This window comes from Shewanella alkalitolerans, from assembly GCF_019457575.1.
GTDB classification, from domain to species: domain Bacteria; phylum Pseudomonadota; class Gammaproteobacteria; order Enterobacterales; family Shewanellaceae; genus Shewanella; species Shewanella loihica.
Window position 1 is genome coordinate 235,282 of sequence record NZ_CP080422.1, and the last position, 25,497, is coordinate 260,778.

General features: G+C 54.7%; 23 protein-coding genes and 1 other RNA gene. 9 read left to right on the plus strand and 15 right to left on the minus strand.

The annotated features are described in order from the left end of the window. Nucleotides 1-3 precede the first annotated feature (3 nt). Complete coding sequence (trpS, locus tag K0J45_RS01165) at nt 4-1,002, plus strand: tryptophan--tRNA ligase (protein ID WP_011864028.1); 999 nt, start codon at nt 4-6, stop codon at nt 1,000-1,002. Between the two features lie 64 nt (nt 1,003-1,066). Here the strand turns inward: trpS and K0J45_RS01170 are convergent, their stop codons facing one another. Beyond that, nucleotides 1,067-1,942 (minus strand): LysR substrate-binding domain-containing protein, encoded by an 876-nt coding sequence (locus K0J45_RS01170; protein ID WP_220043913.1) that lies wholly within the window; start codon nt 1,940-1,942, stop codon nt 1,067-1,069. A gap of 125 nt (nt 1,943-2,067) precedes the next feature. Here K0J45_RS01170 and K0J45_RS01175 point away from each other — a divergent pair, with 125 nt between their 5' ends. Continuing rightward, entirely contained in the window at nt 2,068-2,937 is an 870-nt protein-coding gene (locus K0J45_RS01175; protein WP_220043914.1) for a DMT family transporter, read from the plus strand. A 21-nt stretch (nt 2,938-2,958) separates the two neighbouring features. Here the strand turns inward: K0J45_RS01175 and dolP are convergent, their stop codons facing one another. The 4 genes from dolP to K0J45_RS01195 all read right to left on the minus strand — a co-directional run bounded on the left by dolP (nt 2,959) and on the right by K0J45_RS01195 (nt 6,414). Continuing rightward, nucleotides 2,959-3,528 (minus strand): division/outer membrane stress-associated lipid-binding lipoprotein, encoded by a 570-nt coding sequence (dolP, locus tag K0J45_RS01180; RefSeq protein WP_220043915.1) that lies wholly within the window; start codon nt 3,526-3,528, stop codon nt 2,959-2,961. Continuing rightward, entirely contained in the window at nt 3,525-4,118 is a 594-nt protein-coding gene (locus K0J45_RS01185) for a phosphoheptose isomerase (RefSeq protein ID WP_011864032.1), read from the minus strand. The genes dolP and K0J45_RS01185 overlap by 4 nt, the downstream gene beginning before the upstream one ends. Nucleotides 4,119-4,186: 68 nt before the next feature. Further along, entirely contained in the window at nt 4,187-4,531 is a 345-nt protein-coding gene (locus K0J45_RS01190; RefSeq protein WP_220043916.1) for a YraN family protein, read from the minus strand. Beyond that, complete coding sequence (locus K0J45_RS01195) at nt 4,528-6,414, minus strand: penicillin-binding protein activator (RefSeq protein ID WP_220043917.1); 1,887 nt, start codon at nt 6,412-6,414, stop codon at nt 4,528-4,530. Before K0J45_RS01195 ends, K0J45_RS01190 begins: the two co-directional genes overlap by 4 nt. An 88-nt stretch (nt 6,415-6,502) precedes the next feature. On the opposite strand from K0J45_RS01195, the gene rsmI reads away from it, so the two are divergent. Together rsmI and rnpB are read left to right on the plus strand one after the other, a co-directional pair. Next, the gene (gene rsmI, locus K0J45_RS01200) at nt 6,503-7,345 is read left to right on the plus strand and encodes a 16S rRNA (cytidine(1402)-2'-O)-methyltransferase (protein ID WP_011864035.1); all 843 of its coding nucleotides are present in this window, start codon (nt 6,503-6,505) and stop codon (nt 7,343-7,345) included. A gap of 61 nt (nt 7,346-7,406) precedes the next feature. After that, an RNA gene (gene rnpB / locus K0J45_RS01205) (RNase P RNA component class A) lies at nt 7,407-7,766 on the plus strand. An 80-nt stretch (nt 7,767-7,846) separates the two neighbouring features. On the opposite strand, the gene K0J45_RS01210 is transcribed toward rnpB, so the two are convergent. From K0J45_RS01210 to K0J45_RS01220, 3 genes are all read right to left on the minus strand, one after another. Beyond that, complete coding sequence (locus tag K0J45_RS01210; protein WP_220043918.1) at nt 7,847-8,656, minus strand: substrate-binding periplasmic protein; 810 nt, start codon at nt 8,654-8,656, stop codon at nt 7,847-7,849. A gap of 69 nt (nt 8,657-8,725) precedes the next feature. Next, nucleotides 8,726-10,435, minus strand: a complete 1,710-nt coding sequence (locus K0J45_RS01215) for a ShlB/FhaC/HecB family hemolysin secretion/activation protein (RefSeq protein WP_220043919.1) — start codon at nt 10,433-10,435, stop codon at nt 8,726-8,728. 183 nt (nt 10,436-10,618) lie between these two features. After that, nucleotides 10,619-11,839 (minus strand): threonine/serine exporter family protein, encoded by a 1,221-nt coding sequence (locus K0J45_RS01220; protein WP_041406264.1) that lies wholly within the window; start codon nt 11,837-11,839, stop codon nt 10,619-10,621. 242 nt (nt 11,840-12,081) lie between these two features. Here K0J45_RS01220 and K0J45_RS01225 point away from each other — a divergent pair, with 242 nt between their 5' ends. The 3 genes from K0J45_RS01225 to K0J45_RS01235 all read left to right on the plus strand — a co-directional run bounded on the left by K0J45_RS01225 (nt 12,082) and on the right by K0J45_RS01235 (nt 15,380). Beyond that, nucleotides 12,082-12,477, plus strand: coding sequence for an MAPEG family protein (locus K0J45_RS01225; RefSeq protein WP_220043920.1), 396 nt, complete (start codon nt 12,082-12,084; stop codon nt 12,475-12,477). 140 nt (nt 12,478-12,617) lie between these two features. After that, entirely contained in the window at nt 12,618-14,945 is a 2,328-nt protein-coding gene (locus tag K0J45_RS01230) for a YgiQ family radical SAM protein (RefSeq protein WP_220043921.1), read from the plus strand. A gap of 75 nt (nt 14,946-15,020) precedes the next feature. Then, the gene (locus K0J45_RS01235) at nt 15,021-15,380 is read left to right on the plus strand and encodes a YkvA family protein (RefSeq protein WP_220043922.1); all 360 of its coding nucleotides are present in this window, start codon (nt 15,021-15,023) and stop codon (nt 15,378-15,380) included. A 37-nt stretch (nt 15,381-15,417) separates the two neighbouring features. On the opposite strand, the gene K0J45_RS01240 is transcribed toward K0J45_RS01235, so the two are convergent. Beyond that, entirely contained in the window at nt 15,418-16,368 is a 951-nt protein-coding gene (locus K0J45_RS01240) for a cysteine hydrolase family protein (protein WP_220043923.1), read from the minus strand. Between the two features lie 113 nt (nt 16,369-16,481). On the opposite strand from K0J45_RS01240, the gene K0J45_RS01245 reads away from it, so the two are divergent. Continuing rightward, complete coding sequence (locus K0J45_RS01245) at nt 16,482-17,390, plus strand: LysR family transcriptional regulator (protein ID WP_258406738.1); 909 nt, start codon at nt 16,482-16,484, stop codon at nt 17,388-17,390. Nucleotides 17,391-17,443: 53 nt separating this feature from the next. Here K0J45_RS01245 and K0J45_RS01250 read toward each other — a convergent pair whose 3' ends face one another. From K0J45_RS01250 to K0J45_RS01275, 6 genes are all read right to left on the minus strand, one after another. Beyond that, entirely contained in the window at nt 17,444-18,532 is a 1,089-nt protein-coding gene (locus K0J45_RS01250; RefSeq protein ID WP_220043925.1) for a porin, read from the minus strand. Between the two features lie 138 nt (nt 18,533-18,670). Further along, entirely contained in the window at nt 18,671-19,651 is a 981-nt protein-coding gene (locus tag K0J45_RS01255; RefSeq protein WP_220043926.1) for a formate dehydrogenase subunit gamma, read from the minus strand. A 73-nt stretch (nt 19,652-19,724) separates the two neighbouring features. Further along, entirely contained in the window at nt 19,725-20,339 is a 615-nt protein-coding gene (locus K0J45_RS01260) for a TorD/DmsD family molecular chaperone (RefSeq protein ID WP_220043927.1), read from the minus strand. Continuing rightward, complete coding sequence (locus tag K0J45_RS01265; RefSeq protein ID WP_220043928.1) at nt 20,339-20,884, minus strand: 4Fe-4S dicluster domain-containing protein; 546 nt, start codon at nt 20,882-20,884, stop codon at nt 20,339-20,341. The genes K0J45_RS01260 and K0J45_RS01265 overlap by 1 nt, the downstream gene beginning before the upstream one ends. Before the next feature lie 11 nt (nt 20,885-20,895). After that, nucleotides 20,896-23,094: a molybdopterin-dependent oxidoreductase gene (locus K0J45_RS01270; protein ID WP_220043929.1), complete on the minus strand. Its 2,199-nt coding sequence runs from the start codon at nt 23,092-23,094 to the stop codon at nt 20,896-20,898. 180 nt (nt 23,095-23,274) lie between these two features. Beyond that, nucleotides 23,275-24,243 (minus strand): LysR family transcriptional regulator, encoded by a 969-nt coding sequence (locus K0J45_RS01275; protein WP_220043930.1) that lies wholly within the window; start codon nt 24,241-24,243, stop codon nt 23,275-23,277. Nucleotides 24,244-24,796: 553 nt separating this feature from the next. Between K0J45_RS01275 and K0J45_RS01280 the strand changes: the two genes are divergently transcribed. Next, on the plus strand, nt 24,797-25,492 hold the full coding sequence (locus tag K0J45_RS01280; RefSeq protein ID WP_220043931.1) for a 4Fe-4S dicluster domain-containing protein: 696 nt from the start codon (nt 24,797-24,799) through the stop codon (nt 25,490-25,492). Nucleotides 25,493-25,497: the final 5 nt, after the last annotated feature.

The following is a 25,497-nucleotide window of genomic DNA, read 5'->3' on the forward strand; positions in this document are numbered from 1 at the left end:
TTTATGACTAAACCTATTGTGCTTAGCGGTGCCCAACCGTCAGGTGAATTGACCATTGGTAACTACATGGGTGCACTACGTCAGTGGGTTGCGATGCAAGATAGTCATGATTGCCTATATTGTGTGGTCGATCTGCATGCCATTACCGTACGCCAAGATCCGCAGAAGCTGCGTGACGCCTGCTTAGATACCCTGGCCCTATACCTGGCCTGTGGTGTCGATCCTAAGAAGAGTACCGTCTTCATCCAGTCGCAGGTACCGCAGCACACTCAGCTGGGTTGGGCGCTGAACTGCTACACCCAGATGGGTGAGCTGAGCCGCATGACCCAGTTTAAGGACAAGTCGCAGAAGCATGCCAACAACATCAACGTCGGCCTGTTCGGCTATCCGGTATTGATGGCGGCTGATATCCTGCTGTACCAAGCAAACGAGATCCCTGTGGGTCAAGATCAGAAGCAACATCTTGAACTGACTCGTGATATCGCGACACGCTTCAACAATGCCTATGGCGAGACCTTCACCATTCCCGAGCCTTTCATTCCTGAGCTGGGTGCCAAGGTGATGTCGCTGCAGGATCCGTTGAAGAAGATGTCTAAGTCTGACGACAACCGCAACAATGTGATCGGCCTGCTGGAAGATCCTAAGGCGGTCATGAAGAAGCTGAAGAAGGCGATGACAGACAGCGACGAGCCGCCAGTAGTGCGTTTCGATGTCGAGAATAAGCCAGGCGTCTCTAACCTGCTGAGCCTGATGTCGGGTGTTACCGGTCAGAGCATTGCGAGTTTGGAAGCTGAGTTCGAAGGTAAGATGTACGGTCATCTTAAAGTGGCTGCCGGTGAGGCGGTTGTCGGCATGCTTGAGCCGCTGCAGGAGCGCTTCAAGGAGTACAGAGCCGATCAGAGCTTCCTCAATCAGGTGATGCACGAAGGTGCCGAGAAGGCTCAGGCCCGCGCCGAAGTGACCCTGAAGAAGGTCTACGAAAAGATAGGTCTTCTGCTCTAATCGAATGTGTGAAAAAGCCGGCATCAGCCGGCTTTTTTTATGGATAAATATTAAGGAGGACTCGCTAGTGCTGCTGGGTCAACCAGTGGACGAACGCGGCGATGGCGGGCTCCTGCAGGCGGCGCTGCTTGCAGAGGAAGTTAAACTCGAAGCCGGTATCTATGCCGGCAAAGGGCAGGGCCACCAGGCGCTGCTTGGCGATATCATCCAGCACCATGAAGTCTGAGGCCAAGGCTACCCCCTGACCGGCAATCGCTGCCTCGATCGCCATCAACACATGGCTGAAGAGCTGCTGCTGGTGTTCTTTGGGGCCTGGTAGCTGGTTATGTTCACACCATCGCTGCCAGTCCAGCCCCAGTGGCCCCTCATCGACGGTGAGCAGCTGCTGGGCGTTGAGCCAGTCGAGATCCAGCTTGTCACCGCTGCTGATAAGTTCTGGGCTGCAGACGGGGATCAGCCGCTCGGCGTGCAGTAGCTGTTGCCAGTAGCCCTTCTGATCTTGCTGGCCCGTGATAAACATGTCGGCGCTGCTGTGGGACAACACAGGGTCTTCGGTGATCATATCCAGGCGTATCTGAATCCCTGGATGTAGGCGGCGAAAGCCGCTGAGCCTGGGGATCAGCCATTTTACCGCGAAGGAACTGTAGACCGCCAGGCGCAGGGCCTCTGGCTTCTCGCCCAGTAACCTGAGGTTTAGCTCTCCCAGCTCGTTGAAGATCCTCGCCGTCTCCTGAAACAGCTGCTCGCCCTTGTCGGTGAGTCTCAGGCTGCGGCCCTCGCGCCTGAACAGGGGCAGGGCGAAGTGTTCCTCCAGCAGACGAACCTGATGAGATACCGCACTCTGGGTAATGCACAGCTCCTGCGCGGCCCGGGAGAAGTGCTGCAAACGGGCGGCGGCCTCGAACACCTGCAGTGCCCTGAGTGGGGGGATCTTTCTCATCTACTGTCTCCTATACCAGTCTCAATAGATGAATTTAATTCATCTATGATAAGAAATCATCATTTTAGCTACAGTATCTTGCTCGCTATCATGCAGCCAGATGAATCTTGATAATGGAGGCTGTGATGCAGCGCAATCTGATGTTAGGCCTCGGCCTCTTGCTGCTGGGGAATGTGTTTAGCGCCCTCTACGATGTGTCGATCAAGTGGCTGCCAGCGCAGAGCGATGCCACCATGTTTCTGCTGCTGCGTCAGGTGACTGCGATCGTGATGATGCTGCCGCTCTGGTTGTATGCCGGTCGGCCGAGAACCGCTTTCTTGAAGCTTCATATGATTCGGGCCAATAGCGGCGCGGTCGGTGGACTCTTGCTGATCCTCGGCTTGCTCTCCCTGCCTCTGGCGACGGTCAGCTCGCTGTTCTATTCAGCGCCCTTGATGATCATCGTCATGGGCATGCTGTTCCTCAAGGAGCGACTCAGTGGTCAGCAGATTCTGGCGACTGTGCTAGGTTTCATCGGTATTCTTATCATACTCAGGCCGAGCGAGATGAATCTGGCGGCGCTGGCGGTATTGGTGTCGGCCATCGTCTTTGCGGCCAATCAGTTGATGCTGAGATGGTTGCCCAGCAGTGAGGCGGCCAGCGTCACGGTCATCTGTTACAACCTCTTGAGCCTGCCCTTGGTGATAGGATTTGCCGCCTGGCAGGGATTTGCGGGCTTTAGTTGGCCTGTATTGGGTATCGCAGTGCTGAGCAACATTTTCCTGCTCGCCTATCAGCTCTTTAGCGTGCTGGCCTATCGTAAGGCCCAGGCGGGCGAGATAGCCGTTGCCGAATACAGTGGCTTGCTGTTCTGTGTGCTGTTTGGCTGGCTCTGGTTCGACGAGTGGCTGGATCCTTTAGGCTGGCTGGGCGCCGCCCTGATCGTGTTGCCGACCATACTCTTGCCTGTGCTGACGCAAAGATGGCGTAAGGTGAGGAAAGCCAGGCTCGCCTAGGCGCAGCAAGCGCCCGGCGTGCTAGCTGTTTGGCGTATCGAAGACCTTGATGACCTTGCGTACACCGGCCGTGTTACGGGCGATATCCACCGCCAGTTCGGCCTGATCGCGACTCACGACACCCAGGAGGAAGACCTCGCCATTTTCGGTGATCACCTTGATGCGGGTAACATCCAGATCTTTGTCGTTGAGCATACGCGTCTTCACCTTGGTGGTGATCCAGGTGTCGTTGCTGCGGGTGGTGAAGGAGGTCGGGTTACCTATGCGGATCTGATTGTGGATCTTGCCGCCCAGGTTAAGTTTTTGCACTGTGTTGATCGCCTTGTCCCGCAGCATTGAGCTGGGGGCCTGGCCTATCATGAGTACGTTGCCGTTCATCGCCACACCAGTGATATTGGTTTGGTTCTTAATATCTTCGTGTGCCGCCAGCGCACTGGCGATCTGAAAGTCGGCGTTGGTGTCGTCCAGCTGGGTCGAGAAGCTGCGTTCATCGTTGGCCATCATGGCCCCACCCACTGCGCCGACCATCACGGCCCCGGCGCAGCCTTGTAACAGCAAGAGTACGGCTAGGATTGGGAGCAGAGCTCTCATGCCTGGTCATCCTGGGGGAAGAGGGTGCGGTCGATGTTGTCGCACAGGCAGTGGATCACTAACAGATGTACTTCTTGAATACGCGCGGTGACGTTTGAAGGCACGCGCACCTCTACGTCGTTTGTCCCCATCAGGCCGGCCATGGCGCCGCCATCCTTACCCGTGAGGGCCACGATTGTCATGTCACGGCTCAGCGCCGCTTCCATCGCCTTGATCACGTTACCCGAGTTACCACTGGTCGAGATGGCCAGCAAGATGTCGCCAGGTTGACCCAGTGCCAGGATCTGCTTAGAGAAGATCTCGTCATAGCTGTAGTCGTTACCAATCGCGGTGATGGTCGAGGTGTCGGTTGTCAGAGCGATGGCCGGTAGTGGCGGACGCTCGATCTCGTAGCGGTTCAGCAGCTCGGCAGAGAAATGCTGGGCATCGCCGGCGCTGCCACCGTTACCACAGGCTAAGATCTTGTTGCCGCCAAGCAGACATTGCACCATCATCTCGGCCGCTTTCTCAATAGACTCAGGTAGCGCCTCAGCCGCATCGATCTTGGTCTGGATAGAGTGGGTAAAACTGTCTTTAATACGTTCTAACATGGAATTATCCTTCAAAAATAAAACTGTTTAACAAGCCTTCACTTGCATAGTGGTGGTTGAGTGGAGCACTAAAAGGCGTTGGTGATCCACTGAATGTCATCGCCATCTATGGCCAGGAGATCGAAGCGACACTGCGCATCTATCTGATTGAGCTGCATATAATGGCTTGCCGCTCGATTAAGCCTTGCTATCTTGCCTCGGCTAACTGCCTGTATCGCACCGCCAAACTGTTTCGATTGGCGGTATTTTACCTCAATAAAAATCCATTTGTGACCTTGGCGCATTATGAGGTCAATTTCGCCAAATGGGTAGCGTACGTTTCGTTCGACCAGTTTGAGCCCCTGTTGTTCCAGATAGGCCAGCGCGCGATCTTCCGCCTGCTGCCCCTTGGTGAGGTGCTCTGCACTCGTCATAAGGGTCTCAAATTGCCTCGTTGGTAACGTCCCCAGCTGAGCTGACGGTTAATCGTACCATCGGGCGACACGGAAAGCAGGCCGCTGCGACCCGAGTACTGGTAGCCGGGCAAAGCGCGCATCTGCGCCAGCTTGCTCACCAGCTGCAGGGCATCGAAACCCATCACATACAGGCGTTTCTGGCTGTTACCCCAGGTCGGCCAGAGACGGGCGACCTCGGCGGTTTCGGCGTTAGTCTCGATCAACCAGGGAATATCGCTGATGGTCAGGTTATTCAGCTCCTGGGCGGCGGTGCGCGATTGGCTCTCGATACGGCTGCGACTGGTGGTGTATAGGGGCACCGGCTCGGCAAACACGCTGAAATTCACGTCGATAAAGGGCTTGAGCAGCGGCAGATCTTGGCTGCTGGCGATCATATAGATGGCGTCGATATCGCGGCGGGATCTAAAGTCGGCCTCGATCTTATTGCCCAGTAGCGCCTTGATACGGGCGATACGCTCCTTACTGTCGATCACCCCAAGGGACTTCTGCACGGTCACTTTCATCTCGTCGCCGCGCTTGTAGTAGTGGATCTCGGCCGCTTCATGGGTGAGTTCTTGCCACTTACCGTTAAAGGCCTCGGCCATGCGGCGACCGACTGCGTCGTCGCTGGCGAGTAGCAGCGGCTTCTCTATGCCGTCGTTATAGAGCTTCTGCGCGGCATCTACCGCCTCGTCGGTGGGTGAGAGCGCGAAGAAGAACTGGTCGTTCGACGGCGTGAAGCTGTCCACATGGTTGAGGAACAGCTGGGGCACCTTAGGCTGTACTTGAGCTTGCGCCTGAGCTTGAGAGCCAGGCTGCTGTTGACCATCGGCCTGCTGGCTGGCTTTCGCCTCCGCCTGCATCAGGCTCTCCACCTCAGACTGTAGCAGTGGGCCTATGATGAAATCGGCACCGGCGGCAATCGCCTGCTGCTGCGCAAGCTCGGCGCCTTGGGCCGTGTCGAAGAAGTTAACCGATACCGAGTCGTCTGGATTGGTCAGGTAGCTGGAGATGATCCCCTGCTTGACCGTGTCGGCGATGGCGGCTCTTGGGCCGGTGAGCGGCAGCAAGACGGCAATTTTCTTTGGCTTGTAGGGCTTGGTATTCAGCGCGCGCTCGAGATCCGTCGGCAGCTTCTTGGCGCCCGGATGGCCAGGATTGTCCTGCTGCCAGTTACCCAGTTGCTGCACCAATTGCTGAGGGTCTATGGCATAATGCTTGGCGACATAGGCCAGCTGCAGCCAGCCGGCAAAGATGGGGTTGCTGCTATCCTGACTGAATGCCAGCAGTGTCTGCTCGTGCAGGGGCTGTAATATGCCCCAGATCTCGTCGTTGACTTCACTCGCCTCGGCGTTCGGCAGATAAGTCGCCAGCAGAGTGAGTTCTTTTGCTTGCTCGATTGGCGATTTGCTCAGCTGAAACAGACGCGCCTTGAGCTGATGGTAGGAGACCATCTGCCAGTTGGCGAGTCGCCACTTGCTGGGATAATTGAGTTGAGCCAGGGCCTGATCATAGTTGGCCGTCTGCTCCAGCACTCTGGCGCTCAGGTATCTGTGCTCGGCCAGGATCTCGGGTTTGTTGACCAGGTTAGGTTTTACGGCCGCTAGCGTCTTGCTGGCATTGCCCGTGTCGCCTTGATTGATAAAGGCGTGGGCGGCGAGCAGCATCAGACGATTCTTCTGCTCGGCATCGGTAGCCTGCTTGGCATTCGCCAGATACTCTGCAGGGCTTTGGGTGGCATTCACCAAAGAAACTTGGGTGCTGGTTTCTTTCACTGGGGTTGGCGCCGTGGCACAACCGAATAATACTGTGGCCAACACAGCGGCGGAGATTAATTTAGTTGTATTCAGTCTTTTTAACACAGGACTTCACTCTGGTAAGATGCTGGCTGTAGTTTAACCTTCTCTTACGCCTGACGAAAGTCTTGTGACAATCATTACAGAGGTAGATATGGACCTGTCGGTCGCACTTTACATAGTTCCTACTCCAATCGGTAACCTTGGAGACATCAGCAGCCGCGCCCTGGAGGTATTGAATCAGGTCTCCCTTATTGCCTGTGAGGACACCCGCCATAGCGGTAAATTGCTGAGCCATTTCGGCATAGAGACCCGTAAGACGGCGCTGCATGATCACAACGAGCGCGACAGGGCTCAGGGGATCATCCAGAAGCTGGCCAATGGTGAGTCTGTGGCGCTGATCTCCGATGCCGGTACGCCGCTGATCTCCGATCCTGGTTATCATCTAGTGTCACAGGTGCGTGAAGCCGGTTTCAAGGTGGTGCCGCTGCCGGGCCCCTGTGCGGCCATCACGGCGCTGAGCGCCTCTGGGCTGCCGTCGGATCGCTTCTCGTTCGAGGGCTTTCTGCCCGCCAAGGAGAAGGGACGTCTCGATAAGCTGACCGAGCTGAAAGAAGATCCCCGTACCCTGATCTTCTACGAGTCGCCACATCGCATCGTTCACAGCCTAACCTCTATCGTGGCGGCGCTTGGCGGCGATCGTCAGGTGGTGATGGCCCGTGAAGTCACCAAGACCTTCGAGACCTTTCTCTCTGGCCCCGCCGCCGAGGTGCTTGCGACAGTGAGTGAGGATCCCAACCAGCAGAAGGGTGAAATCGTGCTCATGTGCCACGGCCACCGGACAGATGAAGATGCCGGCGTGCCTGCCCAGGCGCTGGAGACGCTTAAGCTACTGAGTCAGGAGCTGCCGCTGAAGAAGGCATCGGCGCTGGCGGCGCAGATCCATGGGCTGAAGAAGAACGCCCTCTATAAGCTGGGCCTCGAGCTGGATCTCTAGTCGAAAGGCACTACGCCAATATATGGTGGTGCGCCGCGCCGCATTAGGCTATAATCCGCGCCGAGTTGGCCAGACAGTTGCCGCGCTCAATAGAGCGGGGAGGAAAGTCCGGGCTTCATAGAGCAGGGTACCAGGTAACGCCTGGGCGGTGTGAACCGACGACAAGTGCAGCAGAGAGAAGACCGCCAATCTTCGGATTGGTAAGGGTGAAAGGGTGCGGTAAGAGCGCACCGTGCGGCTGGTAACAGTCCGTAGCAAGGTAAACTCTACCCGAAGCAAGACCAAATAGGGTTCCACTATTCTTAGGAATTAATGCGTGGCTCGCGTTGGAACCGGGTAGGTCGCTTGAGCCTGTGAGCGATTGCAGGCCTAGATGAATAACTGTCCACGACAGGACCCGGCTTATCGGCCAACTCAACACATTAGTAAGGCCCGTTTGTTTATGACAGACGGGCCTTTTCTTTTTTACGGCCCATTTCCCGTAGCCGCTCTCTCACAATATTAATAAGGCATGCTCTTGGGCGTAAAATCTGTTTGTGGCAAGCGGATCGGCTGCATCTGATATTTCTGGTAGATCTTATCCAGGCGTCCTTCCTGTAACAGCCTGAGAAACAGGTGGTTAAACTGGCGCACCGTCTCGCTGTCGGTGAAGGCCTTGTTGAAGGCGACACAGTACAGAATTGCCCTTTCGGCGCTGAGATAATGCAGCTGGCTCAAGCCAACCTGTCCGGCGTAGAAACGGCCCACATCCTTGTTGACATAGTAGGCGTCGAACCTGCGTTTCTGCAGCATGCGAACCGGCAAAGCATCGCCCTGGGGATAGATGTCGGTGAGCAGGGGCGGCAGCGACAGGCGTTTAAGTTTCTCTTGTTGGCGCATGAGTGAGGTGTAGGTGTTGGAGGGGCCATAGACGCCAATCACCTTCCCCGCCAGCTGACTCAGGTCGGTGATCGGAAAGTCATTTAAGGTGTAGAAGCCGTATTCCGTCTGCACCAGCGGCAGGGAGAACCACATGGACTCGGCCCGCTCCCGGTTCCAGCCGAGAAAGATCCCCTTAGCCTCGCCGCTGGAAAACATGTGCATCGCCCTGCGGTAGGGGCGAATCGAGATGTCGCAACGCCCCGGCCACTGCAGGCAGACCGCCTGGGTCAGTTCCACCAATATCCCCTGGGCCTGGCCTCGATTGTCCTCATAGCTAAAGGGAGCGAAGTCGTGATAGACGATATTGAGATCGCTTGCTTCCGCCCATGACGATAGCGGCAGCTGCAAGAGCATGATCAATAACAGTATTCTGAGTTTTGGCGAGATCATGATGCGCGTTCTACCTTTATGGCCACGACATCTATCAGTTTAGTCGCTGGGCAGGGATCTGCGCTGGGGCTAAAAATGGGTCTTTACCTGGAAGCGCCATTCCCAGCTGTTCACCTCGGCGCCGCTGGTAAAGGGGAGGGTGAGATCTATGTGGGCCACGTTGCCATAGCTGGAGCGGGAGGAGTAGATGCGGGCACCTATGCCGACGCTGCCGATGGGGCCCGAGGTTTCATTGTCTTGATCCGGGCCGCCGCTGGCCTGGCCTACATCGGTAAAGACCGCCCAGCCGAGTTCGGCCAGTTGATATAGGTTGATGTTGGGGTAGTTTCTAATCTCGGCGCTGAATAACCATTGGTTGTCACCATGCTGGTAGTCGTTGGGGTAGCCGCGCACGCCTGTGTTGTCACCCATGGCGAAGGGGGCGTCCAAGTAGTTGTTTTTCGAGGTGCTTAGGCGCACCTTGGAGTAGGCGGTCCACTTGGGATTGATCTGATAGAAGTACTCGGCGGTGGCGTTGACCTTGAAGTAGTCGGGCTGGCTGGTGGCGAATACCCCTTCGCCATCCATTCTGAGCAAGATCAGCTGATCGTCGCCCTTATAGCCACGGGAAGAGTACCAGTTGACATGGTAGCCCAGGGGGTTGCTGCCAGCCGTGTCCTGGGTCTCCAGACCAAGTTTGACATAGTGTTGCCAACCCAGGTTGAAGTCTTCGTTATAGTTGATCAGATAGACGTTGTTGAGCACCTTGTAGTCGTCTTCGATAAACTGATAGGCGACCCAAGGGTAGAGGAAGTCCCTGTCCTGGGGCAGTTCGCTGGTGGGGAACTGTGGGATATTGGCGAAGCTATGCTTGTCCTGAGTTACCCCGACTATGATGCGCGAGCGCCAGTCGTCCACCTTGTTCAGACGCCAGCCATATTGAGCATTGGCGTATTCCACCTTATGTTCAAACTCGTTCACGTCGAAGCCGTTCTGCCTTATGGTGTCGGTGCGCAGATCATCGATAAAATGGCCCGAATACATGTCTTTGGTATCCAGACGATAGAAGGGCTTAGTGAAGTCTAAGATGGTGGCCTGACCGTCGCTGTTGTCGTAAAAGTTGGCGGTGAGGGTCGAGTGCTTCACCAGCCAGTCGGTGGGCACGCGAAAGGCCAGCTGATAGCCGGTGCGATCGGCGGTCGACTTATATTTCAGGCGGGTACGTACCCCTAGTCCCAGCAGGTTATCCTCTTTGATGCCGACGGAAAACTTACTCTCGCCGCCGCTGTGACCGGCGCTGAAGGTGGGTAGCAGCGACCAGTTGTCCCAGGTTTCCACCAATATGGTCTCGCCTTCGCCTGTCTCCTCTGCACCGGCATCTGGATCGCGCTGGGCAAAGTTGATCCTCGCATCGCGAATGTAGGGCTCATAACGCAGGATGCGCTGGGCCTCGTCGAGATCCTTCTGCGACACCTTATCCTTATCGTTGAAGCTGAGTTTGTTGAGTATGGTCGACTCCCGCGTGTTGATATGCAGGTAGTTGGCCCAGCGATGGATAAAGAAGGCGTCGGGATCCGATTCGTCGAAGATGGCGTTGCTGACCACCACTATCTTGTTGATCGACTTCTTCTGATTGAGCTGCGCCTCGTCGGCGGGGCTGCCGTTCGAGTTGAGCAGCTGAGTCGATGCAGCTGCGTCTACCGCTTTATCTGATGCGCTTGCTTGCTGTGGCTCGGCCGCGCACAGGCCGCTCGCCAATAGGCAGCCAAACAGCAGAGAGTAGCGCGCACCAGTCAGCATAGCGATCATCCTTATCTTTGCTTTTATCGTTAAGGAGAACTCAGGGGGTTATAAGTTAGACACAATTTAATAACACACCCGCAACGCTAAATAGTCAAGCGGCGAAGATAAAATAAGCTGATGATTTTACTTGCGCAAATCCTGATGCAGGCGCCTAGGCCGCATCAGGACTTGGCTGGTCAATTAGAGGGTACGGCGCGGAGGTACGGCGACGTTGGCAAAGATGAGTCCGGCGATGAGCGACATGAAGATCAGGAAGATCTGCGTGCCTATGTGGGACTGATTGAGCATGGTCTCGCCGAGGATAAGAGTGTTGAGGCCGATATAGGTCTTACTGCCGGGCACCAAGATCACTATTCCCTGCAGCAGGGCGATGGAGGCGGGCGACTTCATCCAGCGGGCATAGAGGTTAGAGTAGATCCCCACCGCCAGGGCGCCGAAGAAGATACCGATAGATTCCCCCAGATAGATCCCGGCCAGCATGGCGGAGAAGAAGGCGACGATACCGGCGAATATTCCCCAGGGAGAGTCTTTCAGCCTGGCCTTGAAGATGATCACCAGCGCGGCGGAGAGCAGCGGCACGGCAGACCAGATAGCCCAGCGCGGCAGAGGTTCTGGCTCGAAATAGATCGCCTCGCCAAAGATGGCATTGCCTATCACCATGCCGAAAATGGCGCCGAAATAGAGCTTAAACAGCAACATGGAGGCGTCCATGATACGCGCCGTGCCCGAGATCAGATCCCGCGCCGCCAGCTCGGCCAGTCCCAGGGTGAGCGCCAGCCCGGGGATAAAGACTATGATGCCCGAGAGGATCACCACAGGGATATTGATATAAGGGTCGAAGTAGGCGATGCCACAGGCGGCGATGGCGCACAAGATGGCGGCCAAGGGCTCAAGGGTCTCGGCCATGCGCTTGGAATGTTCGGCGCGGTAGACCAGGCCATAGACCATGAAGCCGAGCAGCGCCGACCAGAAGACGTCATTCCAGCTGGTGCCCATCAACATGGCGAAGGCACCGGCAGAGGTGCCAAAGGCCAGCAGTGTCAATAGCGGACCATAGGGATTAGGCTTGTTGGCGATCTCTTCTAGTCGCTCTAGCGCCTCGGTCAGGGTGCGCTTGCCAGACAGAACCTCTTCCACCAACTCGTCGGTACGAGCCAGGGAGCCCAGGTCCAGCTCGCCAGGCTTAACGCGCGCCATATGGTTGTATTCCTGATCCGTATCGTGTTGCAACACAAAGGTCATGGAGGTTGGCGAGATCAGAAAGTAACCCTCGATACCTAAGACTTTAGAGATCGATTGCAGATGGGCCTCTAGGCGGTAGGCAGGGGTACCAAACTTGTGCAGGGCTTTACCTAATTTAATGATAAACCTGCGCTTTTCAAGAAACTCTGCGTTATCCAATTGTACAGTCCATGATGGTGAAATCTGGGGGTGATGCTCAAGCGAGCGCATCTTAACCTATCTTGTACCAAAAAGGTTAATGGCTTGGGAATTTTTTTAAATTCGGGTTAAGTTAGCCAAGGGCAGGAATAACCTAGGCTTTTCCCTGGCTTGTTCTGGCCGTTAACGATTAGGGCTAAAGGCTCTTATACGCCAGGATTTAGTCTGGCGTGCATTAAATTGGTGTCATTAAGGATAGAGATATGTCGGTAAGCGTTTCGGGATTTTATATTGCTCTCACGGCCATCATGGCGGTGTTTTTCACCTATCGCGTGGTGCGCCTCAGGCGCGGACTCAAGATAGGCCTGGGCTCAGGTGGCAGCGAAGAGCTACGCCTCGCCAACCGGGTACATGCCAACCTGATCGAGAACGCCCCGATGGCGCTGCTATTGTTGCTACTCGCCGAGCTTAACGGTCTGGCACCCGTCTATCTGCATGCTGCAGGTACCCTGTGGCTGGTGGCGCGCATCTTACACGCCATAGGTCTGACCCAGGGGCGTGGCGGCTATCACTTTGGCCGTTTCTGGGGCGTGCTGCTCAGCTGGCTAGTGATACTGGCCCTGGCGGTGGTGAATCTGTTTTATTTCATCTTGGCGTAGAAAATCGCCATTATTGCTGCTTTTTTGTTCACACTTAAGCAGGTTTCGCTGTTATACTCCGCCTCCTTTTAGTGGTCGTCATGCCTTGGTGCATGGCGACTACACTTACTCTTTAGTTTGAAAGTTAGGCAGTATCATACATGCAGGTCGAATCCACACTCTTTACCTATCCCAAGTATCTGGGCCGCAATGAAAAGCCGGCGCCCTTCTTGCCTATGTCGCGCAAGGAGATGGCCAAGCTGGGCTGGGATAGCTGTGACATCATTATCGTCACGGGTGACGCCTATGTAGATCATCCCAGCTTCGGGATGGCGGTGATCGGCCGCATGCTGGAGGCCCAGGGCTTCAGGGTCGGCATCATCTCTCAGCCAGACTGGTCGAGCAAAGAGGATTTCATGAAGTTGGGTAAGCCCAACCTCTACTTCGGCGTGACTGCGGGTAACATGGATTCGATGATCAACCGTTACACCGCCGAGCGCCGTCTGCGTCATGACGATGCCTACACGGCCGGTAACGTCGGCGGCAAGCGTCCGGATCGCGCCGTGACCGTCTATACCCAGCGCTGTAAAGAAGCCTATAAGCAGGTGCCCGTGGTGATCGGCGGTATCGAGGCCAGCCTGCGCCGCATCGCCCACTATGACTATTGGTCAGATAAGGTACGCCGCTCGGTGATCTTAGACGCCAAGGCCGATATCTTGGTTTACGGTAATGCAGAGCGCCCGCTGGTGGAGCTGTCCCATCGTCTCGCCGCCGGTGAGAGCGTCAGTGACATCCATGATGTGCGCGGCACTACAGTGATCCGTAAAGAGCCCCTGTATGGCTGGAAGGGGATGGACTCGCGCAAGCTGGATCAGCTGCACAAGATAGACCCTATTCCTAACCCCTATGGCGCCGACGACGTGGGCTGTCAGAATCTGTCTGGCCCAAGCGACGTCAAGGTATTCGATAACGACGCGCCTAAGCCAATTTCGGTGCAGCCGCCACGGCCCAAGCCTTGGGAGAAGACCTATGTCTTGCTGCCAAGCTATGAGAAGGTTGCCGGCGACAAGTATCTCTATGCCCACGCCTCGCGCATCCTGCATCAGGAGCAGAACCCGGGCTGTGCCCGCGCCCTGTTCCAGCCTCATGCCGAGCGCGCCATCTGGGTAAACCCACCGGCCTGGCCGCTCAATACCGATGAGATGGATGGGGTGTTCGATCTGGCCTATAAGCGTGTACCGCATCCCGTCTATGGTAAGGAGAAGATCCCTGCCTATGACATGATCAAGACCTCGATCAACATCATGCGCGGCTGTTTCGGCGGTTGCTCCTTCTGCTCTATTACCGAGCATGAGGGCCGCATCATCCAGAGCCGTTCGCAAGATTCGATCATCAAAGAGATCAAAGATATTCAAGACAAGGTGCCAGGTTTCACCGGGGTGATCTCAGATCTCGGCGGACCGACCGCCAACATGTACCGACTGGGTTGTACCTCGGTGAAGGCTGAGAGTACCTGTCGTCGACTCTCCTGCGTGTTCCCCTCTATCTGTGGACACTTAGATACCGACCATCAGGCGACGATCGATCTCTACCGCGCCGCCCGCGACGTGCCAGGCATCAAGAAGGTGCTTATCGCCTCGGGCGTGCGTTACGACCTGGCAACGGAAGATCCTCGCTATGTGAAGGAGCTCGCCAGTCACCATGTGGGCGGCTATTTGAAGATCGCCCCCGAGCATACCGAAGAGGGCCCGCTTAATAAGATGATGAAGCCGGGCATGGGCACCTATGACAAGTTCAAGGAGCTGTTCGACAAGTATTCCGCCGAGGCGGGCAAGAAGCAGTATCTGATCCCTTACTTCATCTCGGCCCACCCGGGCACCACGGATGAGGATATGGTGAATCTGGCGCTCTGGCTCAAGGGCGAGAAGTTTAAGCTGGATCAGGTGCAGAACTTCTATCCGTCACCTATGGCGAATGCCACGACGATTTATCATACCGAGCTGAACTCGCTGAAAAACGTCAAGCACAGTAGCGAGACTGTTGAGGTACCTAAGGGCGGGCGTCAGCGTAAGCTGCACAAGGCGCTGCTGCGTTATCACGACCCGGCCGGTTGGCCTATGATCCGCGAAGCCCTGATTAAGATGGGTAAGGAGCATCTGATCGGCGGCGGGGTGAACTGTCTGGTGCCGGCGGAGACCCGCCAGGAACGTCAGGGCTATCGTGCCAAGACAGCTAACACACCTGCGGGTAAGAAGGCGGTGACCCGTTTCAGCGCCAACCAGTTCGATGAGCGTAAGGGCAATGGTCAAGGCAATGCTCAAGGTAAGAGCCAAGGCAAGGGCAAGTCTCAGGGACAGGCGGCAGGCAAGGCCGCTTCTGGTAAGGGCTGCGCGGGCAAAGCAAGTGCAGGCAAGGCTGGCTCAAGTGGTAAGCCTGGCAAGCGTCCGATGAAGAACGCCTGGGGCACCACGCCTAAGCATCAACGCTAAACCATCGCTGGTCAAAACGATGAAAAAAGGGGAGTATTTAACAACTTCCCTTTTTTTATTGCACAGGAGCTTCCTATGAGTGACTCACATCGCGGCCAAAATGGTGAGGCTGGGGCCGAAGGCTACAGCGACGACGGCTTTTGGCACAAGGTTAAGCAGTTTGCCAAGCAGGCTGGGCACGAGGTGATCGACAATGCCCTGTGCCTCTACTATGCGGCGCAAAGGCCGGACACGCCCAAGTGGGCCAAGACGGTGATCTTCGGCGCCCTGGCTTATTTCATCACGCCGCTGGACGCCATACCGGATCTCACTCCTGTGGTGGGATTCTCCGACGATCTCGGCGCCCTAGCCGCGGCGCTGGCCATGGTCAGCATGTATATCGATGACAGCGTGAAGCGTCAGGCGGCCGAGAAGCGCTCGGCTTGGTTCGACTGACGCCTCGATTGTCAGCTCCACTGACTGTTTAATTGCATTAGCCCGCCAGTCGTTCCCGAATCAGCCAGTCATCTAGTCTGAGTGCCTTGGCGCCGCCAAAGCTCAGGGAGATGAGATTCGCCGCCACTAGCTGCTCGCCGCTCAGATCCTGACTCTCCCAAGAGAGACTCGGGGCGGCAATGGCATCACTTATCACCTCACACTCGAAGCCTGCCTTGACGGCGCTACGACACAGAGTCTGCACACAGGCCTGGGCCATGGCCCCGACAACCACTAGCTTGTCTATGCCTAGCTCAACCAGTGTCTGTTCGAGCGTCGTGTCGAGAAAACTATCGACATGATGCTTAACGACCACCGGCTCCCGGCCCTTGGGCGCGACCATGTCGGCGATCTCCACGCCCTGGGTGCCTGCCTGGAAGAAGCTCGCCTCGGGATCCTTGAAGATATGCTGCACATGGATCACCGGCAGTTGATTGCTGCGAAAATGATGAAGCAGCTTGGCCGCGTTGGCCGCCGCCTGTTCGCAGTTATCCAGCGCGAAGCGGCCACCCTTAAAATAGTCGTTTTGCAGGTCGACCAGCACCAGGGCGCTGCGCATCTGTGGCGCCAGGGGCTCGCTCAGCTGGGTCAGCACGCTGAAATCATCCTCTTCCAGATACCAGTGGCCGTCATCGGCCAGGGTCCACAACTCCTTACTGATGAAACCGCTGGCGATGTTCATGCGCCAGTTGGCCGAGAGGATCGCCTGACTGTCGCTGAGCACCTTGATCTCTACATTGCGATAGACCAGCTCACCGGGATTCTGCTGGGCGAAGCCGAGCCAGAACTGGCTGATCGCCTCGATGCCATTGAAACGGCCGAAGGGGGAGACCTGCATCTGCGCCTCAGGCAGATAGCGGGCGATGCAGTCGGCAAAGGCCTGACGGTTGAAATCGGCAATCCAGGCTTGGCTGGCTTGCATGACGGCTTGGCGGATAGATTGACTCATGTTGGCTCCTCATTAGTCGTTGGAACTAGTTGTTAGGACTAGTCGCTTGAATCTGTTGAGGCGCCAGTCTATTGTTATTTTTTATTGCGATATTTAGGTCTTGGTTGATAAGAATGTTCAGAAAAAACGAACAAAAGCGGCTGGCATATCAGATGCTGGTATTCGATGAGGTGGTCAATCAGGGCTCCTTCACTGCTGCGGCGGATGCGCTCGGTCATACCAAGTCGGCGGTAAGCCAGTATGTGAGCCAGCTGGAGCAAGATCTCGGCGTCAAGCTGCTGACCCGCAGTACCCGCCAGCTGCATCTCACCACTCAAGGGGAGGCGATGGCTCAGCGCAGCCGTCAGCTGTGGCGCCTGCTGACCGAAACCCTGGAGGCGGCCCATGACCAGCAGGCGGTGCCCGGTGGGCGCATGGCGATCACCGCGCCCCTGGCCTTCGAGGCGCCGCTGCTCACCCCCATCATTGCCGAACTCTGCCGCGAGTTTCCGCAGCTGCTGCCAGAGATGCATTATGACGATGCCCGGCTGGATATCTTGCAGCATAACCTGGACATGGCGATCTCCGTCGGGCCGCAGAAAGACAGCGGCTATCATGCCATTCCTATCGGCCGACTCGACAGCGTCCTGGTGGCCGCCCCTAGCTATATCAACCGCAGCGCCGCCATTACGGCGGAGAGTCTGCGGGGTCACAGCCTGATCGTCCTGCCCTGGCAGCGACCTCTGGTGCTGCAAGGCCCTAGCGGTCTGGCCTTCGAGGCGGATAAGGAGATCAAGGTCAACACCTCCATCAGCGCCATCAACAGCGCCATTGCAGGTGTCGGCATTGCCCTGGTGCCCTCTATCTTTATCGAGGCTGAGCTGGCCCAGGGCAAGCTGCAGCGGGTGCTACCCGAGCACAGCGGCCCGTCGCGAGAGGTGTTTGCCATTCACGCCTACCAGCAACAGTTGCCCCTGGCGCTGCGTCTGCTGGTGGAGAGGTTGAAAGAGGCCTTCAGGCAGAAGGCCCCGGTGAGTGGTTAGTGCTTGAGACTTAGTCGAGTTTGAACTGTCCCACTATCTGTTCCAGCTGCTGATTAGCCTTTCCAGTTGAGATTGAAGTCGTAACGGAAGCCGACTGCGATGGCACTGTCGTCGCCTAGGTTGTCGTAGTTCTTGTTCAGGTACTCCAGGTGTACGCGTACATTAGACAGCGGGTTCCATTCCAGGGTGGTGTTGAAACCGTCATAGTCTAGAGAGCTGATATCCTCGATACCGTCTTTAAACTGGAAGTAACCCAGCTTGATCTTGTACCCGTTGCTGAGTGGATAGGCCAGGGCGGTATCTAAGGTGCTGCCGCTACGATCGCCATGTTGTATCTGGTTGTCGAAGTTGTATTGCTTGTCCTGGTAGCTCGCCGCCAGGTAGAGGCCGTTGTCGAAGGTATAGGCCACCACACCGCCCAGGGTCTGGTTGTCGCCATTTACCTGACCGTTCTCCAAGTTGTCTTGGGTCAGATAGCTCAACCCCAGATGTAGCGCGCTGGTATCGTAGCCTACGCCTATGTTGACCAGATCCGCGCCAGTGTCGCCTTTGTCGCCGTTAAATTGAGCGCCGGCCATCCAGGTGAAACTGCCGGTTTCCAGCTTATAGGTGACGAAGTTGTCGACGAAGAAGGCACCTTCACGGTCGTAGGCAAAGGGGCTGTGGGCATTGTTGAAGATATCCACGTATTCGGCGATTAGGCTGTATTGAGCCGGACGTTGTTTGCCTATAGCTAGCTGCCCATAGGGGGAAGCGATGGCTACATAGGTTTGCCTTCCCTTGCCGAAGTTGCCTGAGTTGGCGACATCGACGGCCCATTCTGCTTTAACTATCGCTTGCCAACCGTCGGCAAATTCTGTGCTGCCCTTGATGCCGACTTGTGAGATGGCATCTCCTACATCCCAGCTGTTACCCGTGTCGGCATCTGAATAGATGAGTGTTGGGCGAATAGAACCATAGAGGCTGACTTGGCTGTTCTTGAACTGTGATGGTGCGGCTTGGGCCTCTAGCTGTGCGATACGTTGGTTGAGAGCCTCGACCTGATCGCTCAGGGGCTGCTCGGCGGCATAACCCTGACTAGTAGCGAGCGCCAGTGCGGCTGCGATCATTGAGGTGCGAAAAAAAATCTTACTGTTTTTCATGGCTTTTTGCCTTCAATTGGTTTTCTTAGGCATGCAAGTCTCCCTCCTGCCATCTCGTCGATGGAGGATAGGGGAGCTGCATACGTTTAAAAAAGGGAGTGATTAGGCCCATGGCATCAGCCATGGGCCGGGTATGGGTTACACCTTGCCGGCTTTCTTCAGATCATCAAACCAGAGGTTATGATGCTGCTTGGCCCAGTTTTCGTCACAGTAGCCAGAGGTCATGTTAGACATGCCGCCTTCTGACATCACGGTCGCCATAAAGATATGCACCACAGAGAAGGCGCTGATGATGACGGTTGAGGCAATATGCAATACCAGCATCAGGTTGGCCGTGTTCTTGGTGACGCCATAGGTCTCGGGGAACATCATAGTCAATCCAGAGATCACCATGATGCCGCCAAACAGGGCGAACACCCAGAACCACAGCTTTTCACCCGCGTTGGCAAAGCCAGCATCGGGATGTTGCTTCTTGCCGAAGTTGATATAGCCGCCCAGCACGGCAAACCATTTGAGGTCATAGCTTGCGGGGAATTGTTTAGGCGCCCACATCAACACCATAAGCAGGTAGCCGAGGATGAAGGGGAAGGCCATCAACTCATGCAGGCTGCTGGATAGGCCTACCAAGGCCGTCCAAGAACCGGCATTCATGCCAGGTTCGAAGTAGAAGCGGCCGCCGCCCAGCACCAGACCAGTAAGGATCAGCAGGATGCAAGGGATGGCGCCTAGCCAGTGCACGCTGACGCTGAGGCCTGACCAACGCTTGATCAGCTTACCCGAGAAGCCGTGATCCAGCTTGGAGATGCCGTTGATGACAACGAACAGGATAAACAGCGCGATTACACCGAACAGGCTGGCAAACAGGGCGAAGGCGATGGTATCGGTCGCGCCCAGGTAGCTCAGCAGCGACTCGTCGGCCTGCTCAGGGATAGAGGCTGGCATCAGTAGTTCGGGTTGTTTGGCTATGCCTTGTACTTCGGGAATATCACCGTGTACAAAGTGTTGGTTCATGGCTTGCCACTGCTGAGGTTGTAGGGTCACTACCTCATCGGCCAGAGCATAACTGGATGCAAACAGACCGAGCACAATAAGGCTTAACCATCTTATTGCTTTACTCATTGAATACTCCTTGCGACGCTTAGTGTCGCTTACTTCACCCGCCAGTGCGCTTTGCCGGGCGGGCTTTCTCGCTTCACACCTGTTGGTATTGAGTCTGTGTGGTGTGAGCTTGTTGATTGATAAACTGCACGAGTGTCTCGGCAAACAGCCGCCAGAAGGCCTGTTTCGCATGCTGGGTGATCCCCTCGCAGAAGGGGACGATCCAACGCCCTAGATGAGCTTGGATAAACTCATCGGCGAGCGAGAGAAGTTCCTCAGCATATGAGGTTTGGCCCAAGGCCTGTTGCTCTGACGCCATGGCATGCAGGCAATAGAGGAACTCGAGTTCGTTACCGATAAAGTCGGCCGGTTCGTTGAAGCTATCGTCGATGACCAGGCCAATTTGTTGGTAGAACTCGGCCACACGAAGTGTCTCTTCGGTGAAGAGTTGGCGATTGCCACTGAGGTAGACAGATTCGTATGGGGCAACCAACAGCTTGTATGGCCCGATACACATACGATTAAAATCGAATTCCAATTCGGATGCGTCGTCACTGAACTTACGAGCCTCTATGAGTAGCGGGCTATCGGGCGTCTCCTGCTCCAGGTAGGCGATAAGCCCAGCCACAGCCTGAGTATCCGAGGGCGCGAACATCATAGATTTGAACGCATGGTAAGCCATTGCCGTAGGGCCATATTTTTCTGTCATTATGCGCGTTCCTTGATGATCACTAAGTTAGGTTTGGTGATGCAATCGCCATAACCTATGCCTTGTTTGCTTGCCGATGGGCTGTCTAAGGCTTCCTGTAGGTTGCCAACATGGAGACACTCTACCGGGCAGCCTGCGACACAGGCGGGTTTCATACCGCGATCCAGCAGCTCCACGCACATGTTGCACTTGTCGGCCTTGCCATCGTCCTCGCGGATACTGACCGCAGAGTAAGGGCAGGCGCTGGCGCACAGGCCACATCCGGTGCATTTTTCACGATCCAGTATCACTATGCCGTCATCGCGGACATGGTAGGCTTTTGCCGGGCAGACCATGAGGCAGGCAGGGTTTTCACAGTGCATGCATGAGTGGGATAACCAGACATCTATGGTGCGATCGTCACGTTGTACTTCGTAGCGATCTACCATACGGAATCTATGGTTTTCGGGCAGTTCATTGTGAATCTGGCAGGCGACAGAACAGGCACCACAGCCGATGCAGTTCTCTTGTCTGAACACAAAGCCCACTTTTTTATCTATAGACATTTTTTAGTTCCTTAGGCTTTCTCTAGTGCTACGTTGGTCGAGTGGTAGGCGGAACAGCCACCGAGGTCGGTTAACGTATCTGTGGTCAAGATATTGGTACAGGTGTTAGAGCCATTAGGATTGAAGCGACGTAAGTTGTTCTTCACTGTCATCACAATGCCAGGGTTAACCTGAGTGGACACGCTAGCGGTGAGGAAGGCTTCGCCGCGGAAGTTACTCAGACGCACCTTGTCACCATTCTTGATGTTGAGCTTGGCGGCGTCTTCAGGGTTAATCGTCACCATATAGGCTGGGTAATTACGCACGTACTCGACGTTGTAAAACTCGCAGTTCATTCTATGGGCGATAGCCGGGCTGACCATACGGAATGGCAGGGCCTTCTCTGAGGCGATCATCTCATCTTCGGGCAGGCCGAAGTCTAATACCGGATGATAGCCTTCTTCCTTGAGCATCTCAGAGTGGAACTCAATCTTGCCTGAGGCCGTTGGATATTTGCCGTCGTCGAAGTAGATGCCGACATCGATCTTAATCGACTTCTCTTTCATCAGGCGCTCATAGGTGATGCCTTCAAAGAAAGGATCGTCTGTCTGCAGGAACTGACGGATCATGTCGTGGTTGGTATCGTCAAACTCGGGATCGGTGAAGCCCATATGCTTGGCGAGTTCTCTGAAGAAGGTCCAGTTGTCTTTAGATTCGCCCAGGGTGTCGATGACTTTCTCGCACACCTGCACATATTGGAAGCCATAGGAACCGATAACATCGTCGGCCTCGAACTGGGTCGAAGACGGCAGAATGATGTCACACACATCCATGCTGTCATGCATGTTGAAGTCGAAACCGACCAGGAAGAGGTCTTCACGTTTAAGATGACGCAATACCGCGTCGGCATCCGGTGCCATGGCTGCAGGGTTGCCGTTGTAGAAGATACAGGCCTTCACCAGATTACTTGGCTTGCCGTAGGCGGTTGGATTTACGGGATCCAGCGCCTTGGCGATCTCTGTGATGTTTACGTGGGTCGCATTCGGATCGGTTCTGAGGTGCTTGCCCTTAACCAGCGAGCAGTTACCACCGATAAGTGCCTGACCGTTATCGTAAACCAGACCATTACCCAGCTTACCGTATTGACCGGCGACAGCTTGCATGATGGCGATGGCGCGGCAAATACGTCCGCCGTTGATGTTACGCTGCAAGCCGTGACCCAGGCGCATCATGACGCGTTTAGAGTCGGCATACATGTGAGCAAATTTCTTGAGGGTATCAAGCGGTACACCAGTGACTCGAACGACTTCGTCTAAGGTGATCTCTTTGAGCTGCTCTTGAAGGTCTTCCCAGCCAAGTACGTTCTTCTCGATAAATTCCATATCATGTAAATTGTTATCGATCAGGTACTTCATGACGCCAGCGCAGAAGTGCACGTCGGTACCGGGTTTTATCTGCACGAAGAGATCGGCTTGTGATGCCATGGCGGTTCTGACCGGGTTAACCACGACCAGCTTAGTGCCTTTGTCCCTTGCCTGGTTGATATATTTGATGAAGTGAACGTTGGTCGCCGGTTCGTTCCAGCCGTAGGAGATATAGCAATCGGCGTGGATGACCTGTTCAGGATCTGGGCCCATGGCTGTACCTATGGCTGACTCAACGCCGTGCAGACCTGCGTGGATACACACGTTTCTGTCGAGTATGCGAGAATTTAGCTTGTTAAAGAAACGCTCGCCCGCACCGTACATGCCGATGGTGCCATAGTTACCCGAATAGCTGTAGGGCAGGATCGCATCTGAGCCATCTTCTGCGATGATTTTCTTCAGGCGATCAGAGATCGTCTTATAGGCCTCATCCCATGAGATACGACGCCATTTGCCTTCGCCTTTGGCGCCCACTCTCGCCATAGGGTGTAGGATACGGTCGGGCGCGTAGGTGTACTGCACATAGGTGTGACCCTTGATACAAGGCGCCGTACCGGTTTTACGCTGTTCTTCGGCACCTGCGACATAGGTCATGCGTCCATTTTGCACGTGACATTTGAGAAGACAGCGATCGGCACAGTTACGCAGACAGCTGTGGTAGATGATCTCCCCTTCTCTTTTTAACAATTTGTCGGGGGCGCCGCCTCTCTCGCCAGCACTGGCTATACCGGGCATAAGACCGGACAGCGAGCCGACAACTGAGCTGGCTCCGACACCTTGTAAGAAGGTGCGTCTGTTCATTTTCATTTTAGTTCCCCATCTCGAAGTGTAATTATATTTATTCCAAACATTGCTCTTGTGGTGAGTACAAAGCCTCGTTGCATACGCTGTGTGGCCGTTTTTCAACGTTTTAAACTGGTGTCGGGGTCAACGACAAAGGGGGTATGCAAGTGCCTTAGCCGTCATAATGACCCCGTCACCAAATCTTCATTCTCGTGCTGCCGCGACTCTCCATGAATTAGCCAAACCATTGATTAGTCTTGCCTTTACCCAAAGGTAGGCCTGGGACTGGTTGGTCTTGCCATAGACGAGATAGTTACCTATATCGCGATGCTTACGGCGACGGGTTCGACAAAGCGTTGCCAGATCATTGGGCATTTTTTGCCATCTAATGCCCGGCAGCATATCCACCAGTTCGCGGGTAAATTCGTTGCATACCAATATGATGGCGTCAGACTCGCTCAGCAGGCGCATGGCGGTGGCCACGCTGTCTGTGTAGCCTTCCACTTCCATGTTCAGGCCATATTCGCGGCATAGATCGACCAGCAGCGGATTACTGAGGTCGTCGTAGTTATCGATCTCCAGGCAGGGATAGTGAGCGAGATTGGTCAGTGAGATTGCCTGTTCGAAAACGGGATGGCCGCTGCGGGCCAGAATGTAGAGGCTGTCGGTTGCCGAGAACATCTCGGCGTTGAGATGTTTACCGTTGAATGCTTCATAGACCACCACGAAGTCGACATCGCCGTTAGCCAGATCGCTGCTGCAGTCACGGGTCAGCACCCTGACATCGAATTTCATGTTTGGCGCCTCGGTGAGGATTTCGTTGCGGATCACCTTTTGTACGGCATAGATGAACTCATCATAGGCGTGAATAACATATTGGCCGCCCGATTCCGCCGGGGTAAATACCGAGTGCTGTTGTTCGAGTCTTTGATAGTCGGCAACTAAGTCTCTGGCTAAGGGAATTAACTGATGGGCCTTTTCTGTGGCCACAAAGCCTGAATTTCGACGAACGAAGAGTGAATCTTTAAATATGTCTCTTAAGATCTTGAGGGTACGGCTAACGCCAGATGCAGTGATACCGAGTTCATTGGCGGCTTGATGACTCTGCCCGTGCTCATAGACTGCGATGAACACTTTTAACTGATTGTAATTAAGCTGGTCAACTTTATTCATGGTTGTGAACACGGTAAATATATTTAGTTATTATCATCTATATATATTTGCCTGTGTTCAGTGTTGAAAGTCACACTTTTAATATGGCTATTATTTAAAGTTTGCATTGGATCTCAAGTTTCGCAAAGTGCATTATGCAAAATGCATATTTTGAATTTTGTATGTTAATGCGAGGTTACACTAACTTGCACTATAGTTTTACTTATATTGAATTGCATGCATGCCTTTGTTTATATTGCTATTTTTAGTTATATTGGTTTGAGTGTTTTTTGGCCTTTAAGGATTGATTTTTGAGGTTTTTAAAATAATTTCATCGAAATTAAATTTATTTTTAAATTGAGAACTTTGTCATGATCACCTCTGGATCATTATACTTTTAAAATAATTTCATCAAATTAAAAAATTTATTTCATTCGTGATCTTTACTGTGTTTTTTATTTATGGATTAACTGTTTTCTGTGCAATTTAATATTGCTTGTGTATTTTGGAAATATAAACACTTCCAGAAGTCATGCCTTCTATAGAATAGAGAAGCATAGTTAAGGATCTCGTTATGTTAGATCGGCGCTCGATATTAAAAATGGCGGCAGGTGGAGCACTGCTCACCCTGGTCCCCGCAAGCACACTACAAGCTAAAACCCTTGGAAAACGCTATGCCATGGTGTTTGACGTCAGACGTTGTACCGGATGTCTCTCTTGTACCGTGTCATGTTCGGTCGAAAACCAAACCGAGGCGGGCCGATGCCGTACCCGTGTCAATCAGGCTAGCCTGAGTTTAGGTGAGCGTATCGCCACCCTTGCGGTGCCGAACCAATGTAACCAATGTGACAACCCTGTCTGCACTAAGGTCTGTCCGGTGGAGGCGACCTATAAGCGCAAGGAAGATGGCATAGTGGTGATCGACCACGAAGAGTGCATCCACTGTCAGCTGTGTGTCGATGCCTGTCCTTATGGCGCGCGCCGTAAAGATGAGAGCCTGGATAACCCGCCCGAGAAGTGCAATTTCTGTATTCATCGCGTCACTCAGGGGCTGTTGCCTGCCTGCGTCGAGACCTGCATCGGCGGCGCCCGTACCTTTGGCGATCTCAACGATCCCGATAGCCTGGTCTCTAAGCTGGTGCGGGACAACAAGGTCTACGCCATGCTGTCCGAGGCCGGCACCTTGCCCAACATCTTCTACATTGGCTTGCCGACATCGACCGATGATCAAGCCATTTTGAATCTCAATTACCTCGATTGGCAGCGCTAGGAGTC

Excerpts from the sequence above, each read along its gene's own strand:
- rsmI (WP_011864035.1), top strand. The coding sequence starts at position 6,503 with ATGGACCTGTCGGTCGCACTTTACATAGTTCCTACTCCAATCGGTAAC.
- K0J45_RS01240 (WP_220043923.1), bottom strand. The coding sequence starts at position 16,368 with ATGAGTCAATCTATCCGCCAAGCCGTCATGCAAGCCAGCCAAGCCTGG.
- K0J45_RS01255 (WP_220043926.1), bottom strand. The coding sequence starts at position 19,651 with ATGAGTAAAGCAATAAGATGGTTAAGCCTTATTGTGCTCGGTCTGTTT.
- K0J45_RS01270 (WP_220043929.1), bottom strand. The coding sequence starts at position 23,094 with ATGAAAATGAACAGACGCACCTTCTTACAAGGTGTCGGAGCCAGCTCA.
- K0J45_RS01185 (WP_011864032.1), bottom strand. The coding sequence starts at position 4,118 with ATGTTAGAACGTATTAAAGACAGTTTTACCCACTCTATCCAGACCAAG.
- K0J45_RS01245 (WP_258406738.1), top strand. The coding sequence starts at position 16,482 with ATGTTCAGAAAAAACGAACAAAAGCGGCTGGCATATCAGATGCTGGTA.
- K0J45_RS01260 (WP_220043927.1), bottom strand. The coding sequence starts at position 20,339 with ATGACAGAAAAATATGGCCCTACGGCAATGGCTTACCATGCGTTCAAA.
- K0J45_RS01235 (WP_220043922.1), top strand. The coding sequence starts at position 15,021 with ATGAGTGACTCACATCGCGGCCAAAATGGTGAGGCTGGGGCCGAAGGC.
- K0J45_RS01210 (WP_220043918.1), bottom strand. The coding sequence starts at position 8,656 with ATGATCTCGCCAAAACTCAGAATACTGTTATTGATCATGCTCTTGCAG.
- K0J45_RS01225 (WP_220043920.1), top strand. The coding sequence starts at position 12,082 with ATGTCGGTAAGCGTTTCGGGATTTTATATTGCTCTCACGGCCATCATG.
- K0J45_RS01265 (WP_220043928.1), bottom strand. The coding sequence starts at position 20,884 with ATGTCTATAGATAAAAAAGTGGGCTTTGTGTTCAGACAAGAGAACTGC.
- K0J45_RS01250 (WP_220043925.1), bottom strand. The coding sequence starts at position 18,532 with ATGAAAAACAGTAAGATTTTTTTTCGCACCTCAATGATCGCAGCCGCA.
- K0J45_RS01175 (WP_220043914.1), top strand. The coding sequence starts at position 2,068 with ATGCAGCGCAATCTGATGTTAGGCCTCGGCCTCTTGCTGCTGGGGAAT.
- K0J45_RS01280 (WP_220043931.1), top strand. The coding sequence starts at position 24,797 with ATGTTAGATCGGCGCTCGATATTAAAAATGGCGGCAGGTGGAGCACTG.
- K0J45_RS01230 (WP_220043921.1), top strand. The coding sequence starts at position 12,618 with ATGCAGGTCGAATCCACACTCTTTACCTATCCCAAGTATCTGGGCCGC.
- K0J45_RS01215 (WP_220043919.1), bottom strand. The coding sequence starts at position 10,435 with ATGCTGACTGGTGCGCGCTACTCTCTGCTGTTTGGCTGCCTATTGGCG.
- K0J45_RS01170 (WP_220043913.1), bottom strand. The coding sequence starts at position 1,942 with ATGAGAAAGATCCCCCCACTCAGGGCACTGCAGGTGTTCGAGGCCGCC.
- K0J45_RS01275 (WP_220043930.1), bottom strand. The coding sequence starts at position 24,243 with ATGAATAAAGTTGACCAGCTTAATTACAATCAGTTAAAAGTGTTCATC.
- dolP (WP_220043915.1), bottom strand. The coding sequence starts at position 3,528 with ATGAGAGCTCTGCTCCCAATCCTAGCCGTACTCTTGCTGTTACAAGGC.
- trpS (WP_011864028.1), top strand. The coding sequence starts at position 4 with ATGACTAAACCTATTGTGCTTAGCGGTGCCCAACCGTCAGGTGAATTG.
- K0J45_RS01190 (WP_220043916.1), bottom strand. The coding sequence starts at position 4,531 with ATGACGAGTGCAGAGCACCTCACCAAGGGGCAGCAGGCGGAAGATCGC.